General features: G+C 62.0%; 20 protein-coding genes. 6 read left to right on the top strand and 14 right to left on the bottom strand.

What is annotated here, in order from left to right:
- Positions 1-6: 6 nt before the first annotated feature.
- The 5 genes from OLZ32_RS08710 to OLZ32_RS08690 form a co-directional block, all read right to left on the bottom strand.
- Positions 7-1,197, bottom strand: a complete 1,191-nt coding sequence (locus OLZ32_RS08710; RefSeq protein WP_264397484.1) for an efflux RND transporter periplasmic adaptor subunit — start codon at positions 1,195-1,197, stop codon at positions 7-9.
- Between the two features lie 505 nt (positions 1,198-1,702).
- A complete protein-coding gene (locus tag OLZ32_RS08705; protein ID WP_003542286.1) occupies positions 1,703-2,674 on the bottom strand; it encodes an ABC transporter substrate-binding protein in 972 nt (323 codons plus the stop codon).
- Positions 2,675-2,733: 59 nt separating this feature from the next.
- Positions 2,734-3,861: an ABC transporter permease gene (locus OLZ32_RS08700; protein ID WP_264397485.1), complete on the bottom strand. Its 1,128-nt coding sequence runs from the start codon at positions 3,859-3,861 to the stop codon at positions 2,734-2,736.
- A complete protein-coding gene (locus OLZ32_RS08695; protein WP_264397486.1) occupies positions 3,858-4,787 on the bottom strand; it encodes an ABC transporter permease in 930 nt (309 codons plus the stop codon). The genes OLZ32_RS08700 and OLZ32_RS08695 overlap by 4 nt, the downstream gene beginning before the upstream one ends.
- A gap of 241 nt (positions 4,788-5,028) precedes the next feature.
- Positions 5,029-5,805: an ABC transporter ATP-binding protein gene (locus OLZ32_RS08690; protein WP_020486807.1), complete on the bottom strand. Its 777-nt coding sequence runs from the start codon at positions 5,803-5,805 to the stop codon at positions 5,029-5,031.
- Between the two features lie 94 nt (positions 5,806-5,899).
- Between OLZ32_RS08690 and OLZ32_RS08685 the strand changes: the two genes are divergently transcribed.
- Positions 5,900-6,313, top strand: a complete 414-nt coding sequence (locus OLZ32_RS08685) for a cupin domain-containing protein (RefSeq protein ID WP_138386806.1) — start codon at positions 5,900-5,902, stop codon at positions 6,311-6,313.
- A gap of 58 nt (positions 6,314-6,371) precedes the next feature.
- Here the strand turns inward: OLZ32_RS08685 and hydA are convergent, their stop codons facing one another.
- The 3 genes from hydA to OLZ32_RS08670 are packed head-to-tail and all read right to left on the bottom strand — an operon-like array spanning position 6,372 to position 9,666.
- On the bottom strand, positions 6,372-7,826 hold the full coding sequence (gene hydA, locus OLZ32_RS08680) for a dihydropyrimidinase (RefSeq protein WP_264397487.1): 1,455 nt from the start codon (positions 7,824-7,826) through the stop codon (positions 6,372-6,374).
- A gap of 2 nt (positions 7,827-7,828) precedes the next feature.
- Positions 7,829-8,413 carry an endonuclease domain-containing protein gene (locus tag OLZ32_RS08675; protein ID WP_264397488.1) on the bottom strand — a complete coding sequence of 195 codons (585 nt, stop codon included), beginning with the start codon at positions 8,411-8,413 and terminating at the stop codon, positions 7,829-7,831.
- Positions 8,413-9,666 carry a Zn-dependent hydrolase gene (locus tag OLZ32_RS08670; protein WP_264397489.1) on the bottom strand — a complete coding sequence of 418 codons (1,254 nt, stop codon included), beginning with the start codon at positions 9,664-9,666 and terminating at the stop codon, positions 8,413-8,415. The genes OLZ32_RS08675 and OLZ32_RS08670 overlap by 1 nt, the downstream gene beginning before the upstream one ends.
- 276 nt (positions 9,667-9,942) lie before the next feature.
- On the opposite strand from OLZ32_RS08670, the gene OLZ32_RS08665 reads away from it, so the two are divergent.
- On the top strand, positions 9,943-10,620 hold the full coding sequence (locus OLZ32_RS08665) for a TetR family transcriptional regulator C-terminal domain-containing protein (protein ID WP_221967311.1): 678 nt from the start codon (positions 9,943-9,945) through the stop codon (positions 10,618-10,620).
- A 4-nt stretch (positions 10,621-10,624) separates the two neighbouring features.
- Here OLZ32_RS08665 and OLZ32_RS08660 read toward each other — a convergent pair whose 3' ends face one another.
- From OLZ32_RS08660 to OLZ32_RS08650, 3 genes are all read right to left on the bottom strand, one after another.
- Positions 10,625-13,192 carry an HWE histidine kinase domain-containing protein gene (locus OLZ32_RS08660; RefSeq protein ID WP_264397490.1) on the bottom strand — a complete coding sequence of 856 codons (2,568 nt, stop codon included), beginning with the start codon at positions 13,190-13,192 and terminating at the stop codon, positions 10,625-10,627.
- The gene (locus tag OLZ32_RS08655) at positions 13,189-13,725 is read right to left on the bottom strand and encodes a biliverdin-producing heme oxygenase (protein WP_003542268.1); all 537 of its coding nucleotides are present in this window, start codon (positions 13,723-13,725) and stop codon (positions 13,189-13,191) included. Before OLZ32_RS08655 ends, OLZ32_RS08660 begins: the two co-directional genes overlap by 4 nt.
- A gap of 140 nt (positions 13,726-13,865) precedes the next feature.
- Positions 13,866-14,765 (bottom strand): LysR family transcriptional regulator, encoded by a 900-nt coding sequence (locus OLZ32_RS08650; RefSeq protein ID WP_264397491.1) that lies wholly within the window; start codon positions 14,763-14,765, stop codon positions 13,866-13,868.
- Positions 14,766-14,867: 102 nt separating this feature from the next.
- Between OLZ32_RS08650 and OLZ32_RS08645 the strand changes: the two genes are divergently transcribed.
- Positions 14,868-15,890: a zinc-dependent alcohol dehydrogenase family protein gene (locus OLZ32_RS08645; RefSeq protein ID WP_264397492.1), complete on the top strand. Its 1,023-nt coding sequence runs from the start codon at positions 14,868-14,870 to the stop codon at positions 15,888-15,890.
- A gap of 58 nt (positions 15,891-15,948) precedes the next feature.
- Here the strand turns inward: OLZ32_RS08645 and OLZ32_RS08640 are convergent, their stop codons facing one another.
- Positions 15,949-16,359 carry a rhodanese-like domain-containing protein gene (locus OLZ32_RS08640; protein WP_264397493.1) on the bottom strand — a complete coding sequence of 137 codons (411 nt, stop codon included), beginning with the start codon at positions 16,357-16,359 and terminating at the stop codon, positions 15,949-15,951.
- Between the two features lie 68 nt (positions 16,360-16,427).
- Here OLZ32_RS08640 and ftrA point away from each other — a divergent pair, with 68 nt between their 5' ends.
- From ftrA to prfH, 3 genes are all read left to right on the top strand, one after another.
- Positions 16,428-17,429, top strand: coding sequence for a transcriptional regulator FtrA (ftrA, locus tag OLZ32_RS08635; protein WP_264397494.1), 1,002 nt, complete (start codon positions 16,428-16,430; stop codon positions 17,427-17,429).
- A gap of 233 nt (positions 17,430-17,662) precedes the next feature.
- Positions 17,663-18,853, top strand: coding sequence for an RNA ligase RtcB family protein (locus tag OLZ32_RS08630; protein ID WP_264397495.1), 1,191 nt, complete (start codon positions 17,663-17,665; stop codon positions 18,851-18,853).
- The gene (gene prfH, locus OLZ32_RS08625; RefSeq protein WP_094087574.1) at positions 18,840-19,454 is read left to right on the top strand and encodes a peptide chain release factor H; all 615 of its coding nucleotides are present in this window, start codon (positions 18,840-18,842) and stop codon (positions 19,452-19,454) included. The genes OLZ32_RS08630 and prfH overlap by 14 nt, the downstream gene beginning before the upstream one ends.
- A gap of 104 nt (positions 19,455-19,558) precedes the next feature.
- Here prfH and preA read toward each other — a convergent pair whose 3' ends face one another.
- Together preA and OLZ32_RS08615 are read right to left on the bottom strand one after the other, a co-directional pair.
- The gene (gene preA / locus OLZ32_RS08620; protein WP_018073748.1) at positions 19,559-20,872 is read right to left on the bottom strand and encodes an NAD-dependent dihydropyrimidine dehydrogenase subunit PreA; all 1,314 of its coding nucleotides are present in this window, start codon (positions 20,870-20,872) and stop codon (positions 19,559-19,561) included.
- 15 nt (positions 20,873-20,887) lie between these two features.
- On the bottom strand, positions 20,888-22,249 hold the full coding sequence (locus tag OLZ32_RS08615; RefSeq protein ID WP_264397496.1) for an NAD(P)-dependent oxidoreductase: 1,362 nt from the start codon (positions 22,247-22,249) through the stop codon (positions 20,888-20,890).
- Positions 22,250-22,477 lie beyond the last annotated feature (228 nt).

Raw genomic sequence — 22,477 nt, 5'->3', positions numbered from 1 at the left:
GTCTCTTTAGTTGGAAGCCGAGGGCTGTTCACGCACCGGCGTGATGCGGTCGCCGTCGCGGACGTAAGCGCCCGCCTTGGCCACGACCTCGTCGCCGGTCTTCAATCCATCGATGACCTCGACATAGGCGCCGTCCTGGATGCCGGTCTCGATCTTGGCGAATTTCACCACGCCGTCCTCGACTTTGCGGGCGGAGGAGCCTTCGTTGCTGGTGAGCACCGCGGTCAGGGGAAGCGCTACGCCTTCAGTCTCGCGCACGATGATCTCGGCGCTGCCATACATGCCGGAACGCGCCTTGCTGTCATCGTCGATGGAGATATGGACGAGGCCAAGGCGGGTGACCGGATCGACAGTCGGCGAAACCAGGCGTACGGCGCCGGAAAGCTTGTCACGGCTGCCGGAAAGCGAAATCGTTGCCTTTTGGCCGGCCATGATCCTGACAACATCGCTTTCGGCGACCTCGGCGACAAGCTCGATATCGCCGTCGCGGATGATGGTGAACAGCGGATCGCCGTTGCCGGCGGCAATGGCGCCGACCTTGGCATTCTTCGCCGAGACCGTACCGGCGACCGGCGTCTTCACATCGGTGCGCGCCAGCTTCAAATCCGCATCGGCGATCTGGCTGTCGAAGACCTTGAGATCGGCTTCGGAGACCTCGATCGCCTGTTCGGCGGAGACGACGCGGGCATTGGCTGCGGCAGCAGTCGCATCGGCCTGTTCGACCTGGGCGGTGGAAACCGTGCCCTTCTTGACCATTTCCTGGGCGCGGGCCTGCTGCTGCCTTGCCTGTTCGGCGTTGGCCTGCGCCTCGATGAGCTGGGCGCGCAGCTGGGCGAGGCTTGCCTCGCCCTTGGCCTTCGTCGCCATCATCTGGCTCTTTTCCAGGACCACTGCGTCATCGTTGAGCGTCGCCAGCGTGCTTTCGGCCTGAACCTTGTCGCCGATATCGGCTTTCAACGTGCGAATCGAGAGGCCCTCGACCTGCGGCTGGATATAGACTTCCTCGACAGGCTTGACCGTTCCGGTGCCGATGACACGGTCGACGAGGGTGCGATTCACCGCCGTGGTGACGACGATCGCCGGCAGGTTTTGCTGCGGTTTTGCGACCGGCGCTTCCTGCGAAAATGCGGTGGATGCAGCAAGTGCCGCTGCAAAAAGAGTAGAGGCGCCTAGAATTCCAATCGGCTTGCGTGCCATGCGTCGTCGTCCAATCTTATGATAAGGTTGGCCGAACTCGAGCGTCTGCCACTCAGCGCGCGATCAGGCCACTGCCCTTCCTGCATTCTCAGAGGTATCCGCCGATCCTTTGCCGTCTTCATCCCTCGCCGGCAAATTCGGCTTGTAGGTGGTATCGATTTGCTCGATCTACAAGTCCGGCAGAAAACAATTCCCCATTAGGCGATAATAATTACCATTCCGACGTCAATCAATCACCGCAAGGTTATGTCAACATTACGAAGATTGATCACGCTCATCCCTAAGACGTTTGACGCCCGATAAATGCGACAGTTGCAAGGCATTTTTTTTCGGTTGCTGGATGCAGATGATTTAGGCCGACTGACCGGAAATCTGAATCAGCATCTAAATCAAATAGATAGAGAATGTCGTCCGAATACCGCGGACACTTTTTGGCATCATGCTCTAGAACAAGACGAAACGCGCGGGAAATCTCCCGCGCGTTTCGCTTAGCATCTTGCCGAAACTACTTGGAAGCGGCGTCGGTGATGTCGTGCGTCCAGGCGCCCGACGGCTCCTTGCTGATGATCTTCTGGTCGAGCAGCGCCTTTGCCGTGCGGGCATAGAGCGCCTCGTCCAGCTTGCCGGAGCTGTCGCCGACCAGCTTCGCGACTTCGCCCATCATGCGCTTCTGATGGTTGTCGTCCTGGCCGCCATTGTCCATGACGATCTCAGCGGCTTCGTCGGGATTCTCGGTGGCGTATTTCCAGCCCTTCATCGAAGCGCGGACGAACTTGACCATCTTCTCCTTGAAGGCCGGGTCTTTCAGCTTGTCTTCCATCGCATAGAGGCCGTCTTCAAGAAGGTCGTTGCCCATTTCCGTGTAGTTGAAGACCGTCAGTTCTTCCGGCTTGAAGCCGGCATCGATCGCCTGCCAGTATTCGTTATAGGTCATGACGGAGATGCAGTCGGCCTGCTTCTGGACGAGCGGCTGCACGTCGAAGCTCTGCTTCAGCACGGTGACGCCGTTTGGACCGCCTTCGGTCGACAGGCCGAGCTTGTTCATCCAGGCGAAGAAGGGATACTCGTTGCCGAAGAACCAGACGCCGAGTGTGTGGCCCTTGAAGTCGGCTTCGGTCTTGATCGGCCCGTCCTTGCGGCAGACCATTTCCAGGCCCGCCTTCTGGTAGGGCTGGGCGATATTGACGAGCGGAACGCCCTTTTCGCGGGCAACCAGGGCGCCGCCCATCCAGTCGACGATGACATCGGCGCCGCCGCCGGCGATCACCTGCTCGGGGGCGATATCGGGGCCGCCCGGCTTGATCTCGACGTCGAGGCCTTCTTCCTTGTAAAAGCCCTTGTCCTTGGCGACATAATAACCGCCGAACTGGCTCTGCGTGACCCATTTCAGCTGCAGCACCACCTTGTCGGCGGCCATCGCATGGGCCGATGCAAGCGACATCGCGCTCGCCATCATTGCAACCATCAACTTTCTCATTTTCTTATCCTTACCCTCTGAAGTTATGCCCGGGACCCGTTTCTGGAGCCCGCGCGCGCCTAGCCACCACGGATAGACGGATGCCAGAACGTCACCGCCCGTTCGGTCAGGGCGATGATGCCATAGAAGATCGAGCCGGCCAGCGCCGCGACGGCGATTTCCGCCCAGACCATGTCGACATTCATGCGGCCGATCTCGGTGGAGATGCGGAAGCCCATGCCGACGATCGGCGTCCCGAAGAATTCCGCAACGATGGCACCAATCAGCGCCAGCGTCGAGTTGATCTTCAGTGCATTGAAAATGAAGGGCATTGCCGCCGGAAGCCTGAGTTTCAGCAGCGTCTGCCAATAGCCGGAGGCATAGGTGCGCATCAGGTCGCGCTCCATGCTGCCGGAGGCGGCAAGGCCGGCGACGGTATTCACCAGCATCGGGAAGAAGGTCATGATGATGACGACGGCGGCCTTCGACGGCCAGTCGAAGCCGAACCACATGACCATGACAGGGGCGACGCCGATGATCGGCAGGGCCGAAACCATGTTGCCGATCGGCAGAAGGCCGCGGCGCAGGAAGGCGATGCGGTCGGCGAGCACCGCGACGACGAAGCCACTGAGGCAGCCGACGATATAACCGATCAGCACCGCCTTGAAGATCGTCTGCCTGACGTCCGCGCCGAGGATGGGCAGCGACGCCATGAAGCGCGCGCCGATGGCGCTCGGCGGCGGCAGCAGGATGAAGGGAACGCCGGCGCCACGCGTGACCGCTTCCCAGAGAATGAGGATCCAGGCGCCGAAGATCGCCGGGATCAGGAGCTGGAGCGTCGACTTGCCGAAAGTGGTGACGGGGTGCAGTTTCGACAGTTCGGTGACGCATCGCCAGGCAAGCAGCCAGCAGGCAAAGAGCAGCAGGAAGAAAGGCCGCGTCGCCGTGCCCTCGTTGCCGGAAAGAGCCGAAAGCAGCATCCAGGCGGCGCCATGCGCGCCGATAAACAGCACGGTGGCCCGATAGGCCGGCGGCTGCGGTGCGAATGACAGCAGGGCAGCCGCGATGACGATGGTGAAAATGAGGCTTGCCGTGCCGTCGGTAAGGGGGCGCGCCGCGCCCTCGGCCAGGAGCGGCAGGGCCGTCAGCGCCCCGACGCAGAGGAGGAGAGCAACCACGCCTTGCCAAGAGAAGGTCAGATGTCTCATGCCGGCCTCCCGCCCATGGCGCGGTCGACGATCTTCGCTGCAACGCCGACAATCGCAACCAGGATGCCCGCCAGTAGCGATCCGGCGACGAGGGCGGCCCAGATATCGATAGTCTGGCTGTAATAGGAGCCGGCGAGCAGCTTCGAACCGATGCCGGCGACGGCACCCGTCGGCAGCTCGCCGACGATGGCGCCGACGAGGCTGGCGGCGATCGCGACCTTCATCGAGGTGAAGAGGAATGGGATCGAGGCCGGAACGCGCAGCTTCCAGAACGTCTGCATCGGGCTGGCAAAATAGGTGCGCATCAGGTCGAGATGCATGATTTCAGGCGAACGCAGCCCCTTCACCATGCCGACGGCGACCGGAAAGAAGGAGAGGTAGGTGGAGATCAGCGCCTTCGAGACAAGGCGGGAGGCGTCGGAATCGAGATTCAACAGATGCGCAACGGCATTGTCGCCGGTCAGTACGTTGTAGGAGATGATGACGATCATCGGCGCGATGGCGAGGATCGGTATGGTCTGGCTCGCCACCAGCCAGGGCATCAGCGAGCGGTCCATGGCGCGGTTGTGGACGATCAGCACGGCGAGAAGGATGCCGAGCAGCATGCCGAAGCCGAAGCCGAGCAGGGTGGAGGAGAGCGTTACCCAGCTGTGATAGACGAGGCTGCGGTTGCTCGAAAGGCTGCGCAGAAAGGTGTTCTCGTAGACGTTCTGCGCCACCTGATGCGGCGCCGGCAGGATCGGCTTCGGCTGCGCCAGCGTCTTGCCGATGAATTCGAGGGTCGAAGGTGTGACGCCGGCGCGGCCGTCCATGTCGCGCTGGAACGGAGCGTTCATCAGGATGGCGGCGACATACCAGATGACGACGAGGGCCAGCAGGATTGTGGTGACGGGGACGATCTTGTCCTTGAAGGTGTCGGGTTTCACAGCGACTGCCCCCATTTGTTGGCGTCGAACGCGCAGCCACCCCCCTCTGCCCTGCCGGGCATCTCCCCCACAAGGGGGGAGATCGGCAGGAGGATAGCGCGTCGGTCCCCGTTGGCTCTACAGCGAACGGAACGGCGATCCTTGTTTGGGGAAGCCGGTGCAGCATATCGATCTCCCCCCTTGTGGGGGAGATGCCCGGCAGGGCAGAGGGGGGTGACCCCAGGGCGCACGCTCCCGCTCCTCATGCGTGCCCCGTCCTCAGCCCTTCGCGGACGCGATGAGCGATTTCCAGGAACTCGGGGGTTTCGCGGATGTCGAGCGGGCGTTCGGCCGGCAGGGTCGAGTCGATCACATCGGTCACGCGGCCCGGGCGGGGAGACATCACCACGATCTTGGTCGAGAGGTAGACTGCCTCGGGGATGGAATGGGTGACGAAGCAGATCGTCTTATTAGTGCGGGTCCAGAGTTTCAGCAGCTCTTCGTTCAGATGGTCGCGGACGATCTCGTCCAGGGCACCGAAGGGCTCATCCATCAGCAGCAGGTCGGCGTCGAAGGCGAGCGCACGGGCGATCGAGGCGCGCTGCTGCATGCCGCCGGAAAGCTGCCAGGGGAATTTCTTCTCGAAACCCGAAAGACTGACGAGATCGAGCGCTTCGTCGATGCGCCGCGTCCGGTCGGCGCCGGAATAGCCCATGATCTCCAGCGGCAGGGCGATGTTGTTTTCGATGGTGCGCCAGGGATAGAGCGCCGGCGCCTGGAAGACATAGCCGTAGGCGCGGGCCTTGCGAGCCTCTTCCGGTGTCATGCCGTTGATCGAGATCTCGCCCGACGTGCTCTTCTCGAGATCGGCGATGACACGCAGGAAAGTGGTCTTGCCGCAGCCCGACGGGCCGATGAAGGAGACGAAATCGCCCTTGCGGACATCGAGGTTGACATTGCTCAGTGCACTCACCGGGCCGTCATTCGCCTGGTAGGTGAGACAGAGATCCTTGGCGGATACGACGGAGGGTGCTTGCATCAATGCGACCAGTCTTGTTTTCGCCGCGGGAGCGCGGTTTGCGTGCTATCATTACCGCCGGTTTTATCGACGACACACTCCATGGAGGATGAGGATGGACGTGACATCAAAGCCCACCTGCCACATCGTTCGCCCCAATCATGCCTATAGCGGCAAGCAGGGGCTCAGCTATTTCGAAGGGGTCGCGGCCGAGACGGTCGGTGCCAAGGGCATCTGCATGCACCTCCTGACGATCCCGCCGGGCGTACGCGCCAAGGCGCATCTGCACGAGGCGCACGAGACGGCGATCTACATGCTCTCCGGCGAAGCCCATACCTGGTACGGAGACCGGCTCGAGCATCACGTCATCGTCCATGCCGGCGAACTTTTCTATATCCCGGCCGGCGTGCCGCACCTGCCGGCGAACCTCAGCAGCACGCCGTGCACGGCGATCATCGCCCGCACCGATCCGAACGAGCAGGAAAGCGTCGTGCTTCTGCCGGAGTTGGACGCATTGGTGCCGGCGTGAGGTCATTGGCATAGAGGCAGCGGTCCCCCGTTGATGGCCGTGTCGTCATGCGCCATCGTCATACGCCGCTTGCCGGAATGCCGCTCCGCGTCACCTTGCGCGGCGCGGTGATGTCCTTCCACTGGGAAAGCGCCTTGCTGACAGCCGTGACCGGCTCGCGCCTGACAAATTCGCCGTGGCCCTCGCGCGTCTTGATGGTGTTTTCCTCGATCGCGACAACGCCGCGCGTCAGCGTATAGCGCGGCAGGCCGGTCACTTCCTTGCCTTCGAAGACATTGTAGTCGATCGCCGACTGCTGGGCCTTGGACGAAATGGTCTTGGAACGGTTCGGGTCCCAGACGACGATGTCGGCATCGGCGCCGACAAGGATCGCGCCCTTCTTCGGATAGATGTTGAGGATCTTGGCGATGTTAGTCGAGGTGACGGCGACGAATTCGTTCATCGTCAGTCGGCCAGTGTTGACGCCATGGGTCCAGAGCATCGGCATGCGGTCTTCGAGGCCGCCGGTGCCGTTCGGGATCTTGGTGAAATCACTGAGCCCGAAGCGCTTCTGCGCCGTGGTGAAGGCGCAATGGTCGGTGGCAACGACCTGCAGCGAGCCGGAGGCAAGCCCTGCCCAGAGTGAATCCTGATGCTGCTTGTTGCGGAAGGGCGGCGACATCACCCGGCGGGCGGCATGATCCCAGTCGGGGTTGGAATATTCGCTCTCGTCGAGCGTCAGGTGCTGGATCAGCGGCTCGCCATAGACGCGCATGCCTTTGGATCGCGCGCGGCGAATCGCCTCGTGTGCCTGTTCGCAGGAGGTGTGGACGATATAGACCGGGCAGCCGGCCATGTCGGCGATCATGATGGCGCGGTTGGTCGCTTCGCCTTCCACCTCGGCCGGGCGGGAATAGGCATGCGCCTCGGGGCCATTATTGCCCTCGGCGAGCAACCTTGCCGACATCGAGGCGACGACGTCGCCGTTTTCGGCGTGCACCAGCGGCAGCGCGCCGAGTTCGGCGCAGCGTTGGAAGGAGGCGAACATCTCGTCGTCATCGACCATCAGCGCGCCCTTGTAGGCCATGAAGTGCTTGAAGGTGTTGATGCCCTTCTCGCGGACGATGGTCTCCATCTCCTTGAAGACTTGCTCGCTCCACCAGGTGACCGCCATGTGGAATGAATAATCGCAGTTGGCGCGGGTCGATTTGTTGTCCCACATGGTCAGTGCCTCAAGCAGTGACTGGCCGGGGGCGGGCAGGGCGAAATCGACCACCATGGTCGTGCCGCCGGAAAGGGCGGCGCGGGTGCCGCTCTCGAAATCATCGGAGGAGTAAGTGCCCATGAAGGGCATTTCGAGATGGGTGTGGGGATCGATGCCGCCGGGCATGATATAACAGCCGGAGGCGTCGAGTGTTTCGTCGCCGGAGAGGTTCGGACCAATCTCGATGATCTTGCCGCCGTCGATTTTCACGTCAGCCTTATAGGTCAGGTCGGCGGTGACGATGGTGCCGTTCTTGATGACTGTGGTCATGATCATTCCCCGTTCTTGTCTGCAGATTGGGCTGGCGAATAGAAGCTGGGCAGTTCTAAGCTGACCTCGATCCGGCCCTGCAAGGCGGCCAGAATCGTTTCGAGAACTGAGCGGCGTTCGCGCGAGATTTCCCGATTCCAGAAGCGCAGCACGGAATAGCCATTCCCATTGAGCCATTCAGTTCGGCGCTGATCGGACGCGCTATCGGCATGCTGGAAGCCGTCGACTTCGACGATCAGTCGTTGTTCACGACAGAGGAAATCGACGATGAATGGGCCGAGGGGAACTTGCCTTGCAAACTTATAGCCGTTCAAGCGGCGGGCGCGCAGGTCGCTCCAGAGGTGGTATTCCTCTTCAGTTTCGTTGCGGCGAAGCGTTCTCGCCTGGTCGGTCTTGTTGGTGCGATGCTTCCGGATATCCTGCTTGATAATTTTCTTCGCGCCCGGAGCCCCCTCATCCGCCCTTCGGGCACCTTCTCCCCGAGGGGAGAAGGGGAAGACCGCGACGTCTACCGATCCCTTCTCCCCAGCGGGGAGAAGGTGGCCCGAAGGGTCGGATGAGGGGGCTCGGGGCGCGACATAAGCCATCACACCACGATCTCCGCCGTCTCGACCACCGCATGGAACAGCACATCGGCTCCCGCCATCGCCCATTCCTTGGAGATCTCTTCCGCCTCATTGTGCGAGAGCCCGCCGACGCAGGGGCACATGACCATCGTTGCCGGTGCGACCTTGGCGGCCCAGCAGGCGTCGTGGCCGGCGCCGGAGATGATGTTCATGTGGCTGTAGCCGAGCCGCTCGGCGGCATCGCGCACCGACGTGACCAGTTTCGGATCGAAGGTGATCGGCTCGAAGTGGCCGATCGCCTCGATGGAACAGCCGACGCCGAGTGCGTCGGTGATCTCAGGCGCTTTCGCCTCGATCCTTGCCCGCATGCGGTCAAGCTTCTCCTTGTCGGGCGAGCGGATGTCGACGGTGAAGACCACCTTGCCGGGCAGTACGTTGCGGGAATTCGGCGAGAAGAACACCTGTCCGACGCCGCCGACGGCGCCCGGCTGTTCGCCCATCGCCACGCCCTGGACCATTTCCAGGATGCGGGCCATGGCGAGGCCGGCATTGACGCGCAGGTTCATCGGCGTCGAACCGGTATGGGCTTCCTTGCCGGTCAGCGTGAATTCCAGCCACCAGAGACCCTGGCAATGGGTGACGACGCCGATCTGCTTTTCCTCGGCTTCGAGAATCGGTCCCTGCTCAATGTGATATTCGAAATAGGCGTGCATCTTGCGGCCGCCGACTTCTTCGTCGCCGACCCAGCCGATGCGCTTCAGTTCGTCGCCGAACAGATTGCCCTCGGGGTCCCTGCGATTATAGGCAAAGTCCAGGCTGTGCACGCCGGCGAAGACGCCTGACGCCAGCATGGCAGGAGCAAAACGCGCCCCTTCCTCGTTGGTCCAGTTGGTCACGACGATCGGATGTTTGGTCTTGATGCCGAGATCGTTCATCGTGCGCACGACTTCGAGAGCCGCAAGCACGCCGAGCACCCCGTCATATTTGCCGCCGGTCGGCTGGGTGTCTAGATGCGAGCCGACATAGACGGGCAGAGCATCGGGATCGGCGCCGGGGCGGGTGGCGAACATCGTGCCCATCCGGTCGACACCCATGGTCAGACCGGCATCGTCGCACCACTTTTTGAAAAGGCTGCGGCCCTGCGCATCGGCGTCCGTCAGCGTCTGGCGGTTGTTGCCGCCCGCTATGCCGGGGCCGATCGTCGCCATCTCCATGAGACTGTCCCAGAGACGGTCGCCATTGACGCGCATGTTCTCGCCTGGTGCTGCCACCATTTTGTATGCCCTCACCTGTTTGCGGCAGTCATGCAAAGAGGCATGCCCGCCTGTTCCCGTGGTCCTTTCCTGCGCCCCCTTATTGGTTTTGTCGAGCGCCGGAAAATCGCCGGTTGCCTTTGTTTTGCATCTGGCGGATAATTTGACCGATTGGTAAACATTACAACTTCCACCGCCGGGCTCAAGACGAAAATCACGAAAATTGCCGATAAAAATACGGGCAGTTGCTCAAGGAAGCGGTGAGGGTCGTCCCCAATCCAAACTTGAGCGAAGAAGTTGAATTTCAAGGGGAAACGACAGCCTGTGACCATACCGAGAGCAGCGAAAACCCTGAGGCGGACGCGAATCCAGGAGGAGAAGGAAGAGCAGATCCTGGAAGCGGCCCTCGACGTGTTTTCGGCAAGCGGCTTTCGCGGCTCGACCATCGACCAGATCGCCGAAGTGGCCGGCATGTCGAAACCCAACCTGCTCTATTATTTCCGCACCAAGGAAGCGATGCACCGGGCGCTGATCGACCGGGTGCTCTACACTTGGCTGGAGCCGCTGCGGGCCTTTAACGCCGAAGGCAATCCGGAGGCGGAAATCCGCAGCTACATCCGCCGCAAGCTGGAGATGGCCCGCGATTTTCCGCGCGAGAGCCGGCTCTTCGCCAATGAGGTGCTGCAGGGCGCGCCGCATATCGAGGACGAGCTGAAGGGGCCGCTGAAGGAACTGGTCGACGAGAAGGCGGAGGTCATCCGCGCCTGGGCGAAATCAGGCAAGATCGTCAAATGCGATCCTTACCATCTGATCTTTTCCATCTGGTCTACAACGCAGCATTACGCGGATTTCGACGTCCAGGTGCGTGCCGTGCTGGGGCAGGAACATTCGGGCGAAGGACGCTTCGAGGATGCGGCGCGGTTTCTGGAACAGCTCTTCATCGGCGGGCTGCGACCGGATCCTCTCGGGGGGTGAAGGTTTACCCTCTTCTTGGAAGCGGAACCCGGGCAAGAATATCCGTCATGCCTTCCATCGTATAAGGCTTCTGTAGCACGGGCGCGTCCGAGTGGCTGTTTGCCTGGGCGATGCCCTCCCCATAGCCCGTGGCAAAAACGAAGGGCACGCCGTCGGCTGCCAGCCGGTCGGCAATTTCGAAACTCGTCTCATCGCCAAGATTGACATCGAGAAGCGCCAGATCGAAGGACTGGTCTGCCAGAATTTCCATCGCCTCCCTGACACTTGGCGCCGTAGCCACGTCGGCGCCCAGGCGGCGCAGGATGTCCTCGCCATCCATGGCGATGATCAGATTGTTTTCCACCAGCAGCACGTTCAGGCCGGAAAGCGGCTGATCGTCGGGATTGCTCTTGGGTTCGGTCGTTCCGAGCGGAGCCGGATTTGACCGTTCGCTCGTGGGACCGACGACATGTCGCGCCGGAATGCAGAAATCCGCCTCGAGCCCATCCTTGACGTAGCGAACCTCGGCCTTGCCGCCGAGGTCATAGGGGATCGAGCGGCGGATGATGGTCGAACCGAAGCCATGGCGTTTGGGTTCGAGGACGGGCGGACCATCCTTTTCGCGCCAGCCAATGCGCAGATTGCCCTCGTCGTCGCGGTGCCAGCCAAGTTGGACCGTGCCGCTGCCGGTGCCGGAAAGGCTGCCGTATTTGGCGCTGTTGGTCATCAGCTCATGGAAAACCAGGGCGGCGGTGGAAAAGGCCTGCGGTTCCAGCAGCATGTCCTCGCCGCTCATCTGGATGCGTTGCGCGTTTTTCCCGAGATAGGCGGCGGTCTCTGCCAGCAGCAATTGCCGAAGCGAAGCGGGCGCCCAGTGATCGCGGGTGATCTGGTCATGGGCGCGGGCGAGCGACTGGATGCGGCCCTCGAGCTGGCGGATGTAGTCGCCAAGGCCGACCGACGTTGCCTGCGACTGCCGGATGATGCCGGTGATGAGGCTCAATATGTTGCGGACGCGGTGGTTCAGCTCGGCAATCAGCAGTTCCTGGCGCTCGTTTGCCGTCTGGCGCGCCATGCTGACCTCGTCGGTGAGGCGCAATACCACCTCAATCAGTGTGACGCGGATCGTTTCGGCGACACGGTGCTCGGCCTCCGTGAAGGGGAGGGAGCGACCACGCACCAGTTCCGACCAGGCCTCGAAACTCTTGCGCGGCGTTAGCCGCGGGCCGTTCGGGCCGTATTCCACCGGCTTGTGCGGGTCGCCGCCCCAGCGGACGGTGCGCACCAATTCCTGACGGAAAAGCACGACATAATCGCGCGGCGAACGCGAGATCGGGATGGCGAGCATGCCTGCCACAGCATCGTCGACCTCAAGATCCGGATAGGCTTCCGCGAGCCTGTCCACGGCATAGATGCGGCCGGCGGCGTTGCGGTTGAGGTGGCGGACGAGAGCCGCGAAGCCTCGCTCATTCGGCCCGATGCCGGCAAGGGCCAGGCGGCCGTTGATCCAGACGCCGATCCCGTCGGCAGGAATGGCGTCGGCGAGCGCCTCGATCAGCCAGGCCGGATCGTCGAGCAGGCTCGCATTGTCTGCGACGGAGGTGAGAAGCCGGTCGGCAATGCGGCGCGCCTTGGTCTCGTAGTCGAGAGCCAGTCGCCGTTCGCGGCTTTCAAGGCGGGACGCAAACATCTGGCCGAAGAGTTCGGCAGTGGAGCGGCTTTGGGCCGAAGGCAGACGCGAGCCATAGTGATGGCAGGCAAACAGGCCCCAGAGCCTGCCATCCACAACGATCGATATGGAGAGCGAAGCGCCAACGCCCATGTTTTTCAAATATTCGATGTGGATCGGCGAGACCGAACGCAATACCGACATGGAGAGATCGAGCGGCCGGCCGTGCTCGTCGAGCTGCGGCAGGATCGGGACCGGGACGGCGTCGACATCGGCAATGATGCGGAACAGGTTGCGCAGATAAAGCGCGCGCGCCTGTACCGGAATGTCGGAAGCCGGATAGTGCAGCCCGAGGAACGAGCCGATGCCGGCCCTGGCGGCTTCCGCCACCACTTCGCCGGAACCGCCTTCGTCGAAACGATAGACCATGACCCGATCGAAACCGGTGAGCGCCCGCGCTTGTCTTGCACCTTCACGGAAGAAAGCTTCCAGTGTTTCCGTGTGGTCGAGGCGCGACATCATGCTGCGCATCGAGAGCGACGCGGCGTCGTGCCTGTCTTCCTGGCAGCGCTCTCCTTCGATGATGACCTCACCGCCGTTCAGGTGCACGGCAAGGTCGAACCTGTTTTGATCGGGCATCAGGGCAATGCCGAAAATACGCTCGACGACGTCGGAACCACGCAGCGTGGTAAGCTTGTTGCGGATTGCGTGGAGTGCTTCGGGTGTGATCACAGAGATAACGGGACGGCCGACCGCTTCGGCCTGCGTCACTCCAAGAAACTCCGCCAGATTTGCGGAGGCGCGCATGACGATCCAGTCTGAGGATACCGCCATGAGAAAACCGAAAGGCTGGATCGAGCCGAGCTGGTGGATCGGCTCACGGTCGCAGTTGGTGAGATCGACGGGTTCGTGCGTGCCGCTCATGGGACGGCTTCCAGTTCAACTTGCCCCGCTTTGAGGAAGAGCTCGAAGATATCGCGGGCTGCTTCGGCGGCAAGACAGGGATCGTCCACCTTGCTTGCGTCAAGACGATCCATGAAAAGCCGCATGGCGCCCTTCGGGCCTTGCGGGCTCAGGTAGCTGCTGGGCAAGTGGTCGGGCACCGCCTTGGCGAGCAACGCTCCGCCGAGCTTGGAGCCTTCAAGGACATAGGCTGCGCCCCAGACCGCTGCTTCGCTGCGCAATACCGGTTGCGGAAGCAGTACCGGCAATCGATCATCGAGTTCCCGGATGTCGGCAGCCAATAGATGCGCGCGCCTTCGGTCCGGCCAGTCCGGCAGCAGACGGCCGATTCCTCCATTCTCAAGCGCATGTTCGACTGATGGTACGACCCGGGCATGCGCGCGCAAGAAAGCCTTGTAATCCTGGGTGCGTGAGAGGTTGAAACTGCCGAAGAGGGTGTCGACCGCGGCGTGGCAATCTGCAGTTTGTGCGCGGAGGGCGCTGCGAAGTGACATGCTGACGTTTTTCCGAGTGATATGGCGGCCGCCCACAACGGACGGTGACTTGGCCGATATACTGCGGTATCGCGTTATTTCCAGAGAAAGCCGAAGAATAACATGGGTTTCTCGTCGCTCGCAGACGCGCGGCGAGCGCTTCAGCCCATCATTGCCGGCAGTCCGGCGGCGAGCGTATCGATCGCGAGCCGCACCTTCGGTAGCATGACCGGAGAGCGCAGCCAAACGGCATGGGCATCGAAGACATTGGCCGGTTCCTGCTTCAACACCTGAATGAGCCGGCCTGCCAGCACCTCCTCGCGGACCAGCCAGCAGGGCAGCCAGGCAAGACCGCGCCCGGCGACGGCCGCATCGGAAATCGAAGCGAGGTCGTCGAGCCGCAGTCGCGCCTTTGGCACCAGCCGCCGCCCGGTATCGGCTGCGGTCGGAAATATCCAACCCTTGTCGTCATCGCCCCGCCTGTAGACGATGCCTTCATGCTGGGGAATATCGAAGACCGTCTGCGGCGCGCCATGTTTTTCCAGATAGGCGGGCGATGCGCAGACGGTCATCCGCTGGCGGGCGATCGCCCGGGCCATCAGATCCGGATTGTCCTTCAACGGCCCGTTGCGAATGACAAGATCGAAGCCGTCCTCAAGCAGGTCGACGATACGGTCGTTGAAGGAAAGGTCCAGTTCGAGGTTCGGATGTTCATCGAGCAGGCGGGCGAGGGTCGGCGCGATGCAGTGGCGGCCGAAAAGCACGGGCATCGAGATGCGCAATCGGCCGCGCACGTCACGCCGGCCGGATTCCAGCATGGCTTCCCCGAGGCGGATTTCTTCAACCGCCCGCAGGCAGCGCTCGTAGAAGAAGCGGCCTTCCTCGGTGAGGCTCTGCATGCGTGTCGTGCGGTTGAAGAGGCGCACGCCGAGACGCTGCTCCAGACGTGCGATCGTCTTACCGACCGCCGAACGCGTGAGATGGAGCCGTTCGGCGGCAGCCGAAAAGCCACCTGCCTCGACGGCTTCGACAAAGATCGAGATGCCCTTCAGCTGTTCCATTTGTTTCCTCTTTGGAACCATTCTGGAGAATTAATATCGCAACTGGTGCGAAATATTCAACGATATGTTTTGCGCTCCCTGCAATGGACAAGGAGCAAGACAATGCAGACAACACGGCAATGGCAGATCGACGCGGTTGGGCCGGAGCGCCAGCTAACGATCGGCGAGCGGAAGCTCGAACCGGTTTCGGGAAACAGGGTTCTGGTGCGGACGGAAGCCGTCTCGCTCAATTTCCGCGATCGGTTGGTGATGGAGAGCGGCATGGGGTTGCCGCTGCAATTTCCCTTCGTGCCGGCTTCCGATATGGCGGGGGTCGTCGAGGCAGTCGGACCCGAGGTCAGCCGTTTCAAGCCGGGAGATCGGGTCATCTCGACCTTTTCACCCGATTGGATCGACGGACGCGGCTTGGGCGATGCGCGCACGCCACCTTACAAGACACGCGGCGGCTTTTATCCCGGCGTCCTCTCCCAATATACCGTGCTTTCCGAGGAGTGGTATTCACGCGCGCCTGATACGCTCGATGCGGCGCAGGCGAGCACCTTGCCATGCGCCGGGCTGACTGCCTGGTTCGCACTGATCGAACGCGGCGGCCTGAAGGCCGGCGACAAGGTGCTGGTGCAAGGCACCGGCGGTGTGGCGCTCTTCGGTCTGCAGATCGCAAAGGCGCATGGCGCGGAGGTCTTCATCACATCAGGCAGCGCCGAGAAGCTCGAACGCGCCATTGCTCTCGGCGCCGATCAGGCGATCAACCGACATGAGGGCGACTGGGTTGAGCAACTCTATCAGTTGACCGGCGGCTATGGCGCCGATCACGTGCTCGAGATCGTCGGCGGCCCGCATCTCGGCCAGGCGCTGAAGGCGGTGGCGATCAATGGCCGCATTTCCGTCATCGGCGTGTTCGAGGGGTTCGAGGTTTCCGGCCCGGCCGGCCCGCTGCTGCTCAAGGCGCCGGTTGTGCAGGGCATTTCCGTCGGCCATCGCCGCGCGCTTGAAGATCTGGTGCGGGCAATCGACCAGACCGGGCTGACGCCTGTGGTCGACAGGCGTTATGCCTTCGACGAATTCCCTGAGGCGCTCGATCATCTCTATCGCGGGCCTTTCGGCAAGGTGGTCGTCGAGTTCTGACGGCGGCGAATTTCCCTTCTCCTCGCTGCAATAATTGTCGGGAAGAGAAGGGAGGCCATCAGGCGGCAGCGGGAACGCCCTGTTCGAAGGTGAAGCCTTCATCGGCCCAGCCGGTCATGCCGCCGATCATCAGCTTGGCCTGGAGGCCGAGATTGGCGAGGCGGAAGGCAGCCTTGTCGGCGCCGTTGCAGTGCGGGCCGGCGCAATAGACGACGAAGAGTGCATCGCTTGCCCATGTCGACATGCGGTGCGCCGTCATCTTGCCGTGCGGCAGGTTGATCGCTCCGGGAATGTGGGACTCTGCGAAGAGCTGCGGCGAGCGCACGTCGAGGAGAACGAAATCGACTTTCCCGGCCGCAAAGGTGGCATGCACGTCCGAGCAATCGGTTTCGAAAGCGAGCTTGGCGGCAAAGTGAGCGACAGCGGCATCCGGAGCTGCAGCAGGTGTTTGGGAAACGGGGCTTGGCATCGGTTTTTCCTTTTTCTGAAGTTGCCGCCTGGTATCGCCGATGCTAGAGCTTTGCGAAATTGGCCATCATGACCGACAGCGTAAAGATCATGCCAAATTCATCGCCGCAGCAGACCAAAGGACCGCTGGTCGCAGCACTTGCCTATGACGGGCTCTGCACCTTCGAATTCGGCATCGCCTACGAGGTCTTCGGCCTGCCACGCCCGGAGATGGGCGAAGGCTGGTATCGTTTCTCGGTCTGCGGCATCGAACCGGGTCCGCTTCGCGCTGCGGGAGGGCTGACGGTCGCAGTCGACAAGGGACTGGAAGTGCTTGACGAGGCGGACCTGATCGTCGTGCCGGGTTGGCGGTCGATCGATGCCGCCGTTCCCGAGCCGCTGGTTTCAGCGCTCAAGGCAGCGCATGAACGCGGCGCGCGGATCATGTCGCTTTGCTCGGGTGTTGCCGTTCTTGCCGGGTCGGGTCTGCTCACGAACCGCAGGGCGACGACGCATTGGCGCTATGTCGCCTCGATCGCCGCGCGCTATCCCGATATCGCACTCGATGCCGACGTTCTCTACATGGACGAGGGCAGCCTGCTGACGGCGGCAGGAAGTGCCGCCGGCATCGATCTCTGCCTGCATGTGGTGCGCGGCGATTTCGGTTCGGAAGCCGCAAACAGCGTGGCAAGACGTCTCGTCGTGCCGCCGCATCGCGAAGGCGGACAGGCGCAGTTCATTCACGCACCGGTTCCCGAGGAACGCGAGGGCATCCGCTTGGGGCCGCTGATCGAATGGATGCGCGAGAGCCTTTCCGAGGAGCAGCCGATCAGCCTGCTTGCCAAAAGAGCGGGCATGAGCATGCGCACCTTCCAGCGGCGCTTCGAAGCGACGACGGGCCTCAGCGTCGGCGAATGGCTGTTGAAGGAGCGGCTGCGGCATGCCCGCGATCTGCTGGAAAGGGAACTTGCTGTTTCGCTCGATGACATCGCCGCTGCAAGCGGCTTTGGAACACTGGCGACCATGCGGCATCATTTCCGCAGGCGGCTCGGGACGAGCCCCAATGCCTATCGGAAGTCATTCGGCGGTTAGAGCATCCCATGCTTGCATTTCTTTGCCATTTCACCTAAAGGGGCGCTCTCGATGTTTCTGGAAAGGGAGCGCCACGATGACGAATATCTCAGCACGCCCCGAGAGGGTTTCGGCTTAACTCGGCCAACGGGTCGATGAATGCCGGTTGAACATCGCCGTTTTTGGCGATGAAAGACCACTCATATCCAGAGTTCATTATCATGGGCAATTCCATTGGGAGCGGAAGCTCCCCGATGACGTCGTCGGCACATCCGGCACTCATCAATCGTTTCTTTTCCGGTAGCGCCTGGATCGAAGGCGCCGCTTTAGATCAACTTGACGAAATGTCCCGCCTGCCGGGCGTTTTGGAGATCGCCGCCTTTCCAGATTTGCACCCGGGCAAATATGGTGCGACCGGCGTGGCACTGTTGTCCTCTCGGCTGCACCCGCTGTTGATCGGCAACGATATCGGCTGCGGCATGTCGCTCTTCGGCTTGGATCTTCCGCTGCGCAAACTGAAGATCGACAGGGCGGCGGAACGGCTTCGCCGGTTTGAAACGCAGGCGATCGGAGATGCCGCGGAATTTCTCACGGAGGCAGGTCTGCCCACTGATCTGACACCCGGTGCTCTCGGCACGATCGGCGGCGGAAATCATTTCTGCGAGTTGCAGGCTGTGGAGAATCTCGCCGAAGGCGGATCTGCCGACGGTCTCGATGATCAGGGGCTCTATCTGCTGGTTCATTCCGGTTCGCGCTCTCTTGGCGCCACCATATTCTCGGAGATGGTGGCCGCTCATTCGGGGCTCGCAGCCGGTCTTGATGCCGGTTCGGAGGCCGGCGCCGCCTGGCTTATGCGCCATGACCAGTGCGTTGCCTGGGCATCGTTGAACCGACGGCTGATCGCAGAACGGGCGGCCGCAGCGCTTCATGCCGATCTGCGTCTCATCGCCGACGTGCCGCACAATCTCGTTCGCCCGTCCGATCGTGGTTTTGTACACTACAAGGGTGCGGCAGCGGTCGTAGCCGGCGAACTCGCGCCGATTGCGGGATCTCGAGCGAGCCTCAGTTACGTGGTTCGTCCGAGCACCAGCGTTGCCCGTTCGCTGGGTGGCATCTCTCACGGGGCCGGTCGCAAATATGACCGCGCCACCATGCACGGGCGTGTCGGCCGCAATCGCTCCGAACGAGAACAGCTCTTGCGCAATTCCTGGGGCGGTATCGCCATCTGCGACGATCGCTCCCTTGTGGTCGAGGAGGCGGCATCCGCATACAAGGATGCCGGGCAGGTGGTGACCGATCTGGAAAACGAGAGCCTGGTCGTGAGGCTTGCCAGCTTTCGGCCGCTTGTCACCTTCAAGAAGGCGGTTGATGAAGCGGAGGTCGAGCAGCGCCGGCGAAAACCCGAATATCGCAGGGAAGGAGGACGTGGCCATGAGCGCTATTGATCTTCTCATTACCGCAGGCAACGGCCCGGTGGAATGCCGCATGGCGCTGTCGGCGCTTCTCGGCATCCTCGAACGGGAGGCCGTTCGGCTCTGCTGCTCTTTCGAGACCAGCCTTGGCCCGATGCCGGATCAGCACGGTGCGAAGTCAGCGATCGTCAGCCTCAAAGGTTTCGAGGCTGAGCAGATTGCCAGTGACTATTGCGGCACGATCCGCTTCACCTTCAGGAGCCAGGTGCGTCCGGGTCACAAACGGCAGAACTGGTACGTCTCGGTTCAGCGTATCGATACCAAACCGGAAGGTGGCGAGGTGACGATCGATCCAGCCGACCTGCGTTTCGAGACGCTGAGGGCCGGCGGACCGGGTGGGCAGCATCAGAATACGACCGATAGTGCGGTTCGTGTCCTGCATCGGCCGACCGGTCTCGTCGCGACGGCGCGCGACGAGCGTTCCCAGCACCGCAACAAAGCCCTGGCGCTCCGGCGTCTTGAGGCGATGCTGCGCCATATCGAGGCGGAAAAGCAGGAGGCGGCCAAATCCGGGCGCTTCATCGCCAACCGGACCATCGAGCGCGGCAACGAGGTCAAAACTTTCAAGCTGTAATCGGGAATAGCGTGTCCTGACCACAAACAACAACGGCGCCCTTTCATGAAGGGCGCCGTTTTCACCGGTCACGACATGCCGCGGATCCACGGCATTGCAATCCTTTACTCCGCCGCCTGGCGCGCCATCGGGTTGTTCGGGTGCGTCGTCCAGTTGGCATAGTTCGGGTCGACGACCCGGCCGGTGCGCTTGTCGAGGGCGCCGGCGGGAAGCTGCTCCATGGTGATGCAGTTCTCGACCGGACAGACGCTGACGCAGAGATTGCAGCCGACGCATTCCTCGTCCATCACCTCGAAATGGCGAGCGCCATCGACGAAGTTGGTAATCGCCTGGTGGGAGGTATCCTCGCAGGCGATGTAGCAGCGGCCGCATTTGATGCAGGCGTCCTGGTCGATCTTCGCCTTGGCGATGTAGTTGAGGTTCAGATATTGCCAGTCGGTGACGTTGGGGACGGCGCGGCCGGTGATATCTTCGAGGCTGCGATGGCCCTTTTCGTCCATCCAGTCGGAGAGGCCAGTGATCATCTCCTGGACGATCTTGAAACCGTAGGTCATCGCCGCCGTGCAGACCTGGACGTTGCCGGCGCCGAGGACAAGGAATTCGGCCGCGTCGCGCCAGGTGGTGATGCCGCCGATGCCCGAGATCGGCAGGCCGTAGGTTTCGGGGTCGCGGGCGATCTCGGCCACCATGTTGAGTGCGATCGGCTTCACCGCCGGGCCGCAATAACCGCCATGGCTGCCCTTGCCGCCGACCGTCGGGTTGGGGGCGAAGTTATCGAGATCGACGGAGACGATCGAATTGATCGTGTTGATCAGCGAGACGGCATCGGTACCGCCGGCCTTGGCGGCGCGGGCCGGGCGGCGGATATCGCTAATGTTGGGCGTCAGCTTGGTGATGACGGGCATGCGGGTGTACTGCTTGCACCAGCGCACGACCATCTCGATATACTCAGGCACCTGGCCGACCGCGGAACCCATGCCGCGCTCGGACATGCCGTGCGGACAGCCGAAATTGAGCTCGATGCCGTCGGCACCGGTCTCTTCGACCAAGGGCAGGATCGCCTTCCAGGCCTCTTCCTCGCAGGGTACCATGATCGAGGCGATCAGCGCCCGGTCCGGCCAGTTCATCTTCACCTGCTTCATTTCCCGCAGGTTGGTATAGAGATCGCGGTCGGTGATGAGCTCGATATTGTTCAGACCGAGCAGGCGCCTGTCGGCGCCCCAGATCGCGCCGTAGCGCGGGCCGTTGACGTTGACGACGGGCGGGCCTTCTTCGCCCAGCGTCTTCCAGACCACGCCGCCCCAGCCGGCCTTGAAGGCGCGCTCGACGTTGTAGGCCTTGTCGGTCGGCGGCGCAGATGCCAGCCAGAACGGGTTCGGGGACTTGATGCCGACGAAATTATTACGGAGATCAGCCATTGTTCATTCTCCCCTTCAAGCGACGGCGACAGCCGGAGCGGCTGCTGCGGTGAGGGCACGATGGATGGATTCAGCCGCGTCACGACCGTGGGCGACGGCCGAAACCGTGAGATCGTCACCGCCGAAGACGCAGTCGCCGCCGGCCCAGACGCCGTCGAGCGAGGTATGGCCTTCGCCATCGACAGCGATGCGGCCGGATTCCATGCGCAGCGAACCGAGACCAGAGGCGTCAAAGCTCTGGCCGATCGCCTTGAAGATCTGGTCGGCGGCAATCACACCGGTTTCGCCGGTGCCGACGAGGCGGCCATCGAGGATTTTGGTATATTCCACTTCGATCGCGGCGACTTTGCCGTCCTGCGACAGGATCGATTTCGGCGCCAGCCAGTGGCGGATGATGACGCCCTTGGAGCTTGCCAGATCCTGTTCGAATTCGGAGGCGTTCATATGCTCCTTGCCGCGGCGGTAACAGATCGTCACCTCTTCGGCGCCGAGCAGCTTTGCCTGCACGGCAGCGTCGATCGCCGTCATGCCGCCGCCGAGGACGACGACGCGGCGGCCGACGGCGATTTCGCTCTTGTCTTCGGCCTGGCGGAGTGCGGCGATGAAATCGACGGCGTCGTCGACGCCTGTGAGGTTCTCGCCCTCGATGCGCAGCGCGTTGACGCCGGCAAGGCCGATACCGAGGAAGACGCCGTCGTATTGGGCTTGCAGATCGGAAAGCGAGAAATCGCGGCCGAGAAGCTGCCCATGCCGGACCTCAATGCCGCCGATCGAGAGGACGTAATCGACTTCCTTCTGGGCGAAATCGTCGACCGTCTTATAGGTGGCGATGCCGTATTCGTTGAGACCACCGGATTTTTCCCTGGCATCATAGATAGTCACGGAATGGCCGTTCACGGCCAGGCGATGGGCGGCGGCAAGGCCGGCCGGGCCTGCGCCGACAACGGCGATCGTCTTTCTGCTCGGTTCGGCTCTGGCATAGAACTGCCGGCCCGCCTGCATGGCAGCATCGGTCGCATAACGCTGCAGGCGGCCGATCTCGACAGGCCGCTCTTCAGCCGTGTTGCGCACACAGGCCTGTTCACAGAGTTCTTCGGTGGGACAGACGCGGGCGCACATGCCGCCGAGGATGTTCTGGTCGAAGATCGTCTTTGCCGAGCCGATCGGATTGCCGGTCGAAATCTGGCGGATGAACAGCGGAATGTCGATCGAGGTGGGACAGGCCGTCATGCACGGCGCGTCATAACAGAAATAACAGCGGTCGGCGGCGACCAGCGCCTCATGATTGTCGAGGCGCGGATGAAGATCGGAAAAATTTGCCTCATACTCAGCGGGCGAAAGCCGGCCGGCATGAATCCCAGTTTCCAGTCGTTCCATTGAAGTTCCCTCATTATTGGTAAACGGCCTGTGAGGGAAAGCGTAACTCAGGTTTAAAAATTTATCAAACGGTAAAATTTTGACGATTTTTGAGTGTGATCCCGCAAGTAATCCACTGTTTTTACTGGAAGAATTTAATCGACCTCCATCCTTGAAACGGCTGAGCGCGCGACGAGGGAAGGGCATCTGAAAAAAGATGTAAAAAAGCCGATTTTTTTCGGATGGCAG

It is taken from the genome of Rhizobium acaciae (genome assembly GCF_025941625.1).
GTDB lineage: Bacteria > Pseudomonadota > Alphaproteobacteria > Rhizobiales > Rhizobiaceae > Rhizobium > Rhizobium acaciae.
Note: the sequence above shows the minus strand (reverse complement) of the source record. Positions and strands in the feature narration are given on the sequence as shown.

What these genes read in the sequence shown, in the direction of transcription:
- OLZ32_RS08700 (WP_264397485.1), bottom strand. Translation starts at nt 3,861, where the DNA reads ATGAGACATCTGACCTTCTCTTGGCAAGGCGTGGTTGCTCTCCTCCTC.
- OLZ32_RS08650 (WP_264397491.1), bottom strand. Translation starts at nt 14,765, where the DNA reads ATGGAACAGCTGAAGGGCATCTCGATCTTTGTCGAAGCCGTCGAGGCA.
- OLZ32_RS08705 (WP_003542286.1), bottom strand. Translation starts at nt 2,674, where the DNA reads ATGAGAAAGTTGATGGTTGCAATGATGGCGAGCGCGATGTCGCTTGCA.
- OLZ32_RS08685 (WP_138386806.1), top strand. Translation starts at nt 5,900, where the DNA reads ATGGACGTGACATCAAAGCCCACCTGCCACATCGTTCGCCCCAATCAT.
- ftrA (WP_264397494.1), top strand. Translation starts at nt 16,428, where the DNA reads ATGACCGACAGCGTAAAGATCATGCCAAATTCATCGCCGCAGCAGACC.
- OLZ32_RS08630 (WP_264397495.1), top strand. Translation starts at nt 17,663, where the DNA reads ATGACGTCGTCGGCACATCCGGCACTCATCAATCGTTTCTTTTCCGGT.
- OLZ32_RS08615 (WP_264397496.1), bottom strand. Translation starts at nt 22,249, where the DNA reads ATGGAACGACTGGAAACTGGGATTCATGCCGGCCGGCTTTCGCCCGCT.
- OLZ32_RS08645 (WP_264397492.1), top strand. Translation starts at nt 14,868, where the DNA reads ATGCAGACAACACGGCAATGGCAGATCGACGCGGTTGGGCCGGAGCGC.
- OLZ32_RS08655 (WP_003542268.1), bottom strand. Translation starts at nt 13,725, where the DNA reads ATGTCACTTCGCAGCGCCCTCCGCGCACAAACTGCAGATTGCCACGCC.
- preA (WP_018073748.1), bottom strand. Translation starts at nt 20,872, where the DNA reads ATGGCTGATCTCCGTAATAATTTCGTCGGCATCAAGTCCCCGAACCCG.
- OLZ32_RS08640 (WP_264397493.1), bottom strand. Translation starts at nt 16,359, where the DNA reads ATGCCAAGCCCCGTTTCCCAAACACCTGCTGCAGCTCCGGATGCCGCT.
- hydA (WP_264397487.1), bottom strand. Translation starts at nt 7,826, where the DNA reads ATGACCACAGTCATCAAGAACGGCACCATCGTCACCGCCGACCTGACC.
- OLZ32_RS08670 (WP_264397489.1), bottom strand. Translation starts at nt 9,666, where the DNA reads ATGGTGGCAGCACCAGGCGAGAACATGCGCGTCAATGGCGACCGTCTC.
- OLZ32_RS08675 (WP_264397488.1), bottom strand. Translation starts at nt 8,413, where the DNA reads ATGGCTTATGTCGCGCCCCGAGCCCCCTCATCCGACCCTTCGGGCCAC.
- OLZ32_RS08690 (WP_020486807.1), bottom strand. Translation starts at nt 5,805, where the DNA reads ATGCAAGCACCCTCCGTCGTATCCGCCAAGGATCTCTGTCTCACCTAC.
- OLZ32_RS08660 (WP_264397490.1), bottom strand. Translation starts at nt 13,192, where the DNA reads ATGAGCGGCACGCACGAACCCGTCGATCTCACCAACTGCGACCGTGAG.
- prfH (WP_094087574.1), top strand. Translation starts at nt 18,840, where the DNA reads ATGAGCGCTATTGATCTTCTCATTACCGCAGGCAACGGCCCGGTGGAA.
- OLZ32_RS08710 (WP_264397484.1), bottom strand. Translation starts at nt 1,197, where the DNA reads ATGGCACGCAAGCCGATTGGAATTCTAGGCGCCTCTACTCTTTTTGCA.